Source organism: Streptomyces actuosus (genome assembly GCF_016921115.1).
GTDB lineage: Bacteria > Actinomycetota > Actinomycetes > Streptomycetales > Streptomycetaceae > Streptomyces > Streptomyces actuosus_A.
In genome coordinates this window covers 1-9,105 of sequence record NZ_JAFFZS010000074.1, presented here as the reverse complement: position 1 = coordinate 9,105, position 9,105 = coordinate 1, and the positions used below count along the sequence as shown (strand labels likewise).

Genomic DNA, 9,105 nt, shown 5'->3' with positions numbered 1-9,105 from the left:
CACGCACCGCCAGCTCCGGCTCACCCGACTCCAACGCCCCGCCGACAACCCCCCACGACTCCCCCACACCATCCACATCCACCAACACGAACCGCCCCGGCGCCTCCGCCCGAGCAGCCCGCACCAGACCCCACACCCCAGCCAGAACCGGATCGACCACCCCCACCCCGTCAGGAACAACCGCCCCCTCCGTCACCACCACAAGCCGCGCACCCTCGAACCGCTCCTCCGCAAGCCACCCCTGCACCAGCCCGAGCACACGCGCAGCCACACGACGCACCACCCCCGCACCCTCACCCACCGGGCGCTCCACACGAACCAGCACATCACCCACCACAGGCTCCTCCGGACCGGGAAGCGCGGTGCCGGGCAGATCCGGTGCAGGTCCCTGCTTCGTGGAGGTCTTCACCCAGTCGGTCTGGAAGAGGTTGTCGTGCCGGCCTCCCGCCGTCCCCGACGACAGCACACCGACCGGCTCACGCAACGTCAACGACTCGACACGCGCAACCAACTCCCCCGCCGCATCCGCCAACTCCACCATCACCGCATCGGCACCCACCGGCACCAACCGCACCCGCAACTCCCGCGCCCCGGACGCCCACAACGACACACCCGCCCACGAGAACGGCAACCGCGCCCGACCACCCCCGAACACCGGCGAGAACAACACCGCATGCAACGCCGCATCCAACAACACCGGATGCACACCGAAACGCCCGGCAACCCCCTCCTGCCCCGCAGGCAGACTCACCTCGGCAAAAACCTCCTCACCCCGCCGCCACACACCCCGCAACCCACGAAACGCCGACCCGTACGACAAACCCAACCCGGCAAAACGCCCGTACACACCCTCCACCGACTCCCCCACCGCACCCCGCGGCGGCCACACACCGAAGTCGAAACCACCCCCCACACCCGAACCCGAACCCGAACCCGAACTCGCACCAGCAGTCAACACACCCGTCGCATGCAGAACCCAAGCATCGGAATCAAAAGCATCCTCAGCCCGCGCATAGATCCCCAACACCCGCCCGCCGGACTCCCCCACCGCACCGACCCGCACCTGAACCCGCACACCACCCCGCTCGGGCAACACCAACGGCGCCGCGATCGTCAACTCCTCCACCCGATCGCACCCCGCAGACTCACCCGCCCGCAAAGCCAACTCCACAAAACCCGCACCCGGGAACACCACCACACCCGACACCACATGACCACGCAGCCACTCCTGCGCCACCAACGACAAACGACCCGTCAACAACACCTCACCCTCACCACCCGCCAACTCCACCGCCGCCCCCAACAACGGATGCTCCGCCGACCCCAGACCCACCGCACGCAGGTCACCAGGCATGGAGCCCGTGTCCCGGGACCAGTAGCGGCGCCGCTGGAACGCGTACGTCGGCAGGTCGAGCGGCTCCTGTTCGGGCACGGCGGTGCGGTTGGTCTGCGGGAACGCGGAGTCCCAGGCCACGGCAAGGCCGCTGACGAAGAGTTGCGCGAGCGCGGTGAGCAGGCTCTCGGGCTCGGGGCGGTTCTTGCGCAGGGCGGTCGTGAAGACCTCGGTGCCGCCGTCCAGGGTTTCCTGGGCCAGGGCGGTCAGTCGGCCGTCGGGGCCGAGTTCGAGCAGTCGGCCGACCTTGCGGTCCGCCAGGGCCCGGACGCCGTCGGCGAAGCGGACCGGTCGCCGGACGTGCTGAAGCCAGTAGTCCGGCGAGGTCAGCTCCTCAGGGGCAGCTGGGCGGCCGGTGACGTTGGAGACAACGGGGATGCGGGGCGCTGCGTAGGTGAGGCTTTCGGCCACGGCGCGGAAGTCGGCGAGCATGGGCTCCATCAGCGGCGAGTGGAAGGCATGGCTGACCCGCAGCGCGGTCACCTTGCGGTCCTGGGCACGGAAGTGGGCCGCGACCTCCTCCACCGCCTCGGCCACGCCCGAGACGACCACCGCCCGCGGACCGTTCACCGCGGCAATACCCACCCGCACACCGTCCAGCAGCGGCAGCACCTCCTCCTCGGACGCCCCCACCGCCACCATCGCCCCACCCGCGGGCAACGCCTGCATCAACCGACCCCGCGCCACCACCAGACGACACGCATCCTCAAGCGACCACACCCCCGCCACATACGCCGCAGCTATCTCACCGATCGAATGCCCCACCAGCACATCCGGCCGCACACCCCACGACTCCAACAGCCGGAACAACGCCACCTCAAGAGCGAACAACGCAGGCTGCGCGAACTCCGTCCGATCCACACGCTCGGCATCCCCACCGAACACGACCTCCGCCAGCCCGAACGGCAACTCGGCGTCCACCGCGTCGAAGGCAGCGGCGAACACCGGAAACGCGGCATACAACTCCCGCCCCATACCGACCCTCTGCCCACCCTGACCCGCGAACAGGAACGCCAGTCGGCCACCGGGCCGGATGCTGCCGGTGACGGTCTGAGGGTGGGGTGTGCCGGCGGCGAGGGAGGCAAGGGCGGTGCGCAGTTCGTCGTGGGTGCGGCCGGTGAGGACAGCGCGGTGTTCGAAGGTGGTCCGGGTGGTGACGAGGGCGTGGCCGACACGAGCCGGGTCCTGGGTGGGGTGTGCGTCGAGGTGGGCGAGCAGGCGGGTGGCCTGTGCCGTGAGGGCGGCGTGGCTGCGGGCGGAGATCACCCAGGGGAGCGGCACGTCGACGGCGGTCGGTTGCGGCCGACCGTTCGCGGCGGCGTCGGGCCGGGGCCCGGTCGCCATGTCCCCGGCCGGTGTGTCTTCCTCCTCCTGCGTCTCCTGCGTCTCGGGGGCGGGCGGCTCCTCCACGATCACGTGGGCGTTGGTGCCGCTGATGCCGAAGGAGGAGACGGCGGCACGTCGACGGCGGTCGTCCCGGGCAGGCCAGGGCTGGGCCGTGGTGAGCAGACGGAGCCCGGACGCGGTCCAGTCGATGTGCTGGGAGGGCTCGTCGGCATGCAGGGTCTGGGGCAGCAGCCCGTGGCGCATGGCCAGCACCGTCTTGATGATGCCGGCGACTCCGGCGGCTGCCTGGGTGTGTCCGATGTTGGACTTCACCGAGCCGAGCCACAGGGGGCGTTCGCGGTCCTGCCCGTAGGTGGCGAGCAGGGCTTCGGCCTCGATGGGGTCACCGAGCGGGGTGCCGGTGCCGTGGGCCTCGATGGCGTCGACGTCCCCGGGGTTGAGCGCGGCGTCGGCGAGGGCGGCGCGGATGACCCGTTCCTGGGCGGGGCCGTTGGGTGCGGTGAGGCCGTTGGAGGCGCCGTCCTGGTTGACGGCGCTGCCGCGGATCACGGCGAGTACGGGGTGGCCGTGGCGGCGGGCGTCGGAGAGGCGTTCCAGCAGGAGCATGCCGACGCCCTCGGCGGGCCCGAAGCCACCTGCGGTGGCGGAGAACGCCTTGCAGCGGCCGTCGGTGGCGAGAGCCCGCTGCCGGCCGAAGTCGACGAACATCTCGGGGCCGGACATGACGGTCACGCCGCCGCCGAGGGCGAGATCGCACTCGCCGGCGCGCAGGGCCCGTACGGCGAGGTGGAGAGCGACGAGGGAGGAGGAGCAGGCGGTGTCGACGGTGACCGCGGGGCCCTCCAGGCCGAGGGAGTAGGCGATCCGGCCCGAGGCGACGCTGATGGTGCTGCCGGTGAGGAGATGCCCGCCGAGTTCGGCCTGGGCGTTCCGGGAGCGTGGCAGGTAGTCCTGGGCGATGGCGCCGATGAAGACGCCGGTGCGGGATCCACGCAAAGAGGCGGGGACGATGCCGGCGCGCTCGACGGTCTCCCAGGACGTCTCCAGGAGAAGCCGCTGCTGCGGGTCCATGGCCTGGGCCTCGCGGGGGGAGATCTCGAAGAACTCGGCGTCGAACAGCGGGGCTTCGTGAAGGAAGCCGCCCTCGCGGACGTACGAGGTGCCGGGCCGGTCGGGGTCCGGGTCGTACAGGGCCTCCAGGTCCCAGCCGCGGTCGGTGGGGAAGGGGGTGACGGCGTCGGTTCCGGAGGCCAGGAGCCGCCACATCGCCTCCGGGGTGTCGGCGCCGTCGGGGAATCGGCAGCCCATGGCCACGACGGCCACGGGTTCGTGCCGCTGGTCCTCGATGTCCTGCAGACGCTTGCGTGTCTGACGAAGGTCGGCCGTGACCAGCTTGAGGAAGTCCCGCAGCTTCTCTTCGTTGCTCGCCATTCGTTGCCACTTCCTTGGAGGAGCCCCGAGGGGTCCGAAGACGTCGGGTCCTGAACGGTCCGGGGTCGGTCGGGGTCAGGAGATGCCGAGCTCTTTGTTGATGAGGTCGAACATCTCGTCGTCGGTGGCGGACTCGAGTCCGGTGCGGGTGGCGGGGGCCGTGCCGCCGGTGTCGCCCGTCCACCGGGCCAGCAGGTCCCGCAGTCGTGCGGTCACCTTGTCGTTCAGTGCGTCGTCGGCCGGTCCGCCGTCGCCCGGTGCGCCACCGTCCGGTGTGCCGTCGGCGGTGCGGTCCACAGCGGCCATGGCGGACTCGAGCCGGTCGAGTTCGGCAAGGAGGAGGTCCGCGGGCCGCTCCTCCGGGGGTGCGCACTGTTCCGTCAGGTGCCTGGCGAGCACGGCGGGGGTCGGGTAGCTGAAGATCAACGTGGCGCGCAGGGTGAGTCCGGTGGCCGTGCCGAGCCGGTTGCGCATCTCGACCGCGGTGAGCGAGTCGAAGCCGAGCGACTTGAACGGCCGGTCGGCGTCGACCGTTTCGGGGTCGGAGTGCCCGAGGACCTCTGCGGTGTGGGTGCGCACCAGTTCCAGTGCGGCCCGTTCCCGTTCCTCGGACGGCAGTTGCCGCAGTTGTTCGGCGAACGACGCGGTCGTGGCGTCGCCGTCGGTGGCGGCCTGGGTTCCGCCCGCCGGCGTGGAGGGTGCGGCGGCCCGCCGGACCGGGGTGCGGACCAGGGCCTTGAGCAGTGTGGGCGGTTCGGTGCGGCGACGGGCGAGTCCCGCCAGGTCGAGGCGGGTGGGAAGGAGCAGGGCCTGGTCGGCGGCGAGGGCTGCGTCGAACAGGGCCAGGCCCTCGTCGGCGGGCAGCGGAGCCAGGCCCAGGTTGCCGATCCGGCGGACGTCGGCCGCGTCGAGGGTGCCGGCCATGCCGGCGGCGGTGTCCCACAGGCCCCAGGCGAGGGACAGGGCGGGCAGTCCCTGCGCCCTGCGGTGGTGCGCGAGGCCGTCGAGGAAGGCGTTGGCGGCGGCGTAGTTGGCCTGGCCCTGGCTGCCGAAGGTGGCGGCCACGGAGGAGTAGAGGACGAACGCCGACAGATTCAGGTCGCGGGTGAGGTCGTGCAGGTTCCATGCGGCCTGGGCCTTGGGCCGCAGCACCCGGTCGACGCGCTCGGGGGTCAGCCCGTCGAGGATGCCGTCCTCGAGGACGCCTGCCGCGTGGACGACGGCGGTGAGGGGATGCCGTTCGGGGATCGTGGCGAGCAGGCGGGCCAGGGCGTCGCGGTCGGCGGTGTCGCACGCGGCGACGGACACCTCGGCGCCGAGCCCCGCCAGTTCGGTGGTGAGCTCGCGGGCGCCGGGGGCGTCGGGTCCGCTGCGGCTGGTCAGCAGCAGGTGCCGTACACCGTGCTCGGTGACCAGGTGCCGGGCGAGGAGCGCGCCGAGGGTGCCGGTGCCACCGGTGATCAGGACGGTGCCGTGGCCGCCGGTGCGCTCGGCGGGGGCAGCCGCGGCGTCCGTGATCGCCGGGCCGTCCGTGGCGGCGGGGCGGGCGAGGTTCGCTGGTACGTCGGGCACGGTGAGCACGATCTTCCCGGTGTGCCGGGCCTGGCTGAGATGGCGGAACGCCTCCGGGGCCCTGCGTACGTCCCAGGTGGTCACGGGGAGCGGTCGCAGCGCCCGCTGTTCGAACAGGCCGAGCACGGCGTCGAGCATCTCGGCGGTGTGCCCGGGGTCGACGTCCCGCAGGTCGAACGCCTGGTACAGCACGCCAGGGTGGTCAGCGGCGATCACGTGGGGGTCTCGCAGGTCGGTCTTGCCCATCTCGACGAAGCGTCCGCCGCGCGGCAGGAGCCGCAAGGAGGCGTCGACGAGTTCCCGGGCGAGGGAGTTGAGGACGACGTCCATGCCGCGGCCGCCGGTCACGGTGAGGAACCTCTCCTCGAAGCCGGTGTCGCGCGACGAGGCGATGTGGTCGTCGTCCAGTCCCATGGCGCGCAGCGTCGGCCATTTGGCGGGGGCGGCGGTGGCGAAGACCTCGGCGCCCAGATGCCGGGCGAGCTGGACGGCGGCCATGCCGACGCCGCCGGTCCCGGCGTGGACGAGTACGGACTCCCCGGGACGCAGGTCCGCCAGGTCGACCAGGCCGTGGTAGGCGCTGAGGAACACGATGGGTGCCGCCGCGGCCTCGGTGAAGGTCCAGTCGTCGGGCATCCGCACCAGCAGCCGGTGGTCGGTCACGGCGACGGGACCGTACGCGCCGGAGAACAGTCCGAGCACGCGGTCGCCGACGGCGAGGTCGGTGACGCCCGGTCCGGTCTCCAGGACCACACCCGCGCCCTCACGGCCGGGTACCTCGCGGTCGAGCATACCGAGGCAGACCAGGACGTCGCGGAAGTTGACGCCGGTGGCCCGCATCGCCAGCCGGACCTCGCCGTGTGCGAGGGGAGCGGCGACCTCGGGGCAGGCGACGAGGGCCAGGCTGTCGAGGGTGCCGGGCGTGGTGACGTCCAGCCGCCACAGGGACTCGCCGGGCGGCGGCAGCAGGCTGCCTCCCGTACCGACCGGGGCCAGTCGGGGCGCGTACACGGTGGTTCCTCGGACGGCGAGTTGCGGTTCGCCCGTGGCCAGGGCGGTGGTGAGGGCCGGGTCGACCGGGTCGGTTCCCGCCGTGCCAGGGGTGTCGGGTTCTCCGGTGGCGGCGAACGGGGCGGCTTCCGGGCATCCGGCGCTTCCGGGGGCGGGGTCGGGCAGGGCCAGGTCGAGCAGGGTCAGGCGTCCGGGGTGTTCCGACTGTGCCGAGCGGAGGAGTCCCCAGAGGGAGGCGGCGACCGGGTCGACGGGGGCTCGGCCGCCCTCCGCGGGCACCGCGCCGCGCGTCACGAGCACGAGTCGGGCGGCGGCGAAGCGGTCGTCTGCCAGCCAGCTCTGCACCAGCGCGAGCGTGTCGTGCAGGGCCGCCCTGGTCGCCTCGACGGTGTCCGCCTCAGCGCTGCCGGGGGCACGGGCAGGGAGGTGGCCGGCGTCGTCGTCCCGGGTGCCGGGGGTCGGCGCATGGCCGGCGCGTCCCGCGGGCCGGGCGTCGGCGCCGCACGCGACGAGCACCGAGGTCGGCGGCGCGGCGCCCGCGTCGACGGCTGCCGCGAGCGACGCGAGGCCGGGGTAGTGGCCGGCCGGGGCGTCGGTGAGCCCGTCGATGCGCGGCCCGACGACAGCCCACTGCTCGGTCCGGTCCGTCAGCATGTCGGAGGGCAGGGACAGCGCGCTCCAGTCCAGCCGGAAGAGTGCCGCCTCGACTTCGCTGCGGGCGCCCCGCGCTGGGGCCAGCGCCTCGGGGCTCAGTTCCCGCACGGTCAACGCGTCGACGCGGGCGACGAGCCGCCCCTCGGTGTCGGCGAGGGTCAGCGTGAACGTGTCGTCGGCGGTCGGTGTCATCCGAGCCCGGACCGCGCAGGCGCCCACCGCCGACAGGGTGACCCCGCTCCACGCGAACGGCAGCCGTACCGCACCGGCGCTGTCGGAGCCGGCCTGCCCGGCGGCGAGCCAGGCGTGCAGCACGGCGTCCAGCAGCGCGGGGTGGAGCCCGCACCGTTCGGCCTCGGCCTGCTGGTCGGCCGTCAGCCGGACGTCGGCGTGGACGTCGGCGCCGTCGCGCCAGACGGCTCGCAGGCCCTGGAAGGCGGGGCCGTAGGTGTATCCGTCGCCCGCGAGACGCTCGTAGAAACCGTCCAGCGGGACGCGGTCGGCGTCGGCGGACGGGCCGTCGGCCCATTCGACCGCCGCGTCCGTGCCGTCCGCCGCCGCGGTGCCGTCGTCGACGTAGCCGGTGGCGTGTCGCACCCAGTCGTCGGGCGCCGTGTCAGGTATGTCGGCCTGGGAGTGGATCGACACGCTCCGTCGCCCCGTCTCGTCGGGGGCCGCGACCACGACCTGGATGCGTACGCCGCCGTTGTCCGGCAGGACGAGCGGCGCCTCCAGCGTCAGGTCGGCGACCCGTCCGCAGCCGACCCGGCGGCCGGCCTGCAGTGCCAGTTCGACGAAGCCCGTGCCGGGGAAGAGGACGGTTCCCGCCACGGCATGGTCGCGAAGCCACGGCTGGGCCGCGAGCGACAGCCGACCGGTGAGCAGGGCGCCCATGCCCTCCGGGAGCATCACCTCCGCGCCGAGCAGGGGGTGCCCCGACGCGGTGAGTCCGAGGCCGGCCGCGTCGCCGGGCCCGGTGGCGGGCGCTCCCGGCCAGAAGTACTGCCGCTGGAAAGGGTACGTCGGCAGGGCGGCTCGGCGGGCGCCGGTGCCGGAGAACAGGGCCGGCCACCGCGGCGCGGTCCCGCGGGTGTGGAGAGCGGCCACGGCCGCGAGCAGCGCGCCGCTCTCGCCGCGGTCCTTGCGCAGCGCGGGCACGTGCAGCGCGTGAGCGTCCGGATCGGGGCCCGCATCGGCGGCACGCACCAGTGCGGTGAGTGTGCCGTCCGGCCCCAACTCCATCCACTTGTCGACGTCTTCGGCCGTGGCGCGGCGCACGCCGTCGGCGAAGCGCACGGTGTGCCGTACGTGTCGCACCCAGTATTCGGGCGACCTGAGGATGTCCGCATCGGCCAGGTCTCCGGTGAGCGAGGAGACGATCGTCAGCCGGGGTCGCTCATAGGTCAGGGTCTCGGCCACGGCCCGGAAGTCGGCGAGCATCGGCTCCATCAACGGCGAGTGGAACGCATGGCTGACGCGCAGGGCGGTGGCCTTGCGGTCCTGCGCACGGACATGTGCGGTGATCTCCTTCACAGCCCGCGCAGTTCCCGCGACCACGGTGGCCTCCGCGCCGTTGACGGCGGCGATGCCGGCCTCGGCCTCGCGGCCGGCCAGCAGCGGCAGCACCTCCTCCTCGGACGCCTGCAGCGACACCATCGCCCCACCCGCGGGCAAGGCCTGCATCAACCGACCCCGCG

Annotated in this window: 2 protein-coding genes; both read right to left on the bottom strand. The window is 73.1% G+C overall.

Features of this window, described 5'->3' with window-relative positions:
- On the bottom strand, positions 1-4,171 hold a 4,171-nt coding region (locus tag JS756_RS35315; RefSeq protein WP_205387362.1), incomplete at its 3' end, for a type I polyketide synthase.
- A gap of 75 nt (positions 4,172-4,246) precedes the next feature.
- Entirely contained in the window at positions 4,247-9,091 is a 4,845-nt protein-coding gene (locus JS756_RS35310) for an SDR family NAD(P)-dependent oxidoreductase (RefSeq protein WP_275892786.1), read from the bottom strand.
- Positions 9,092-9,105 lie beyond the last annotated feature (14 nt).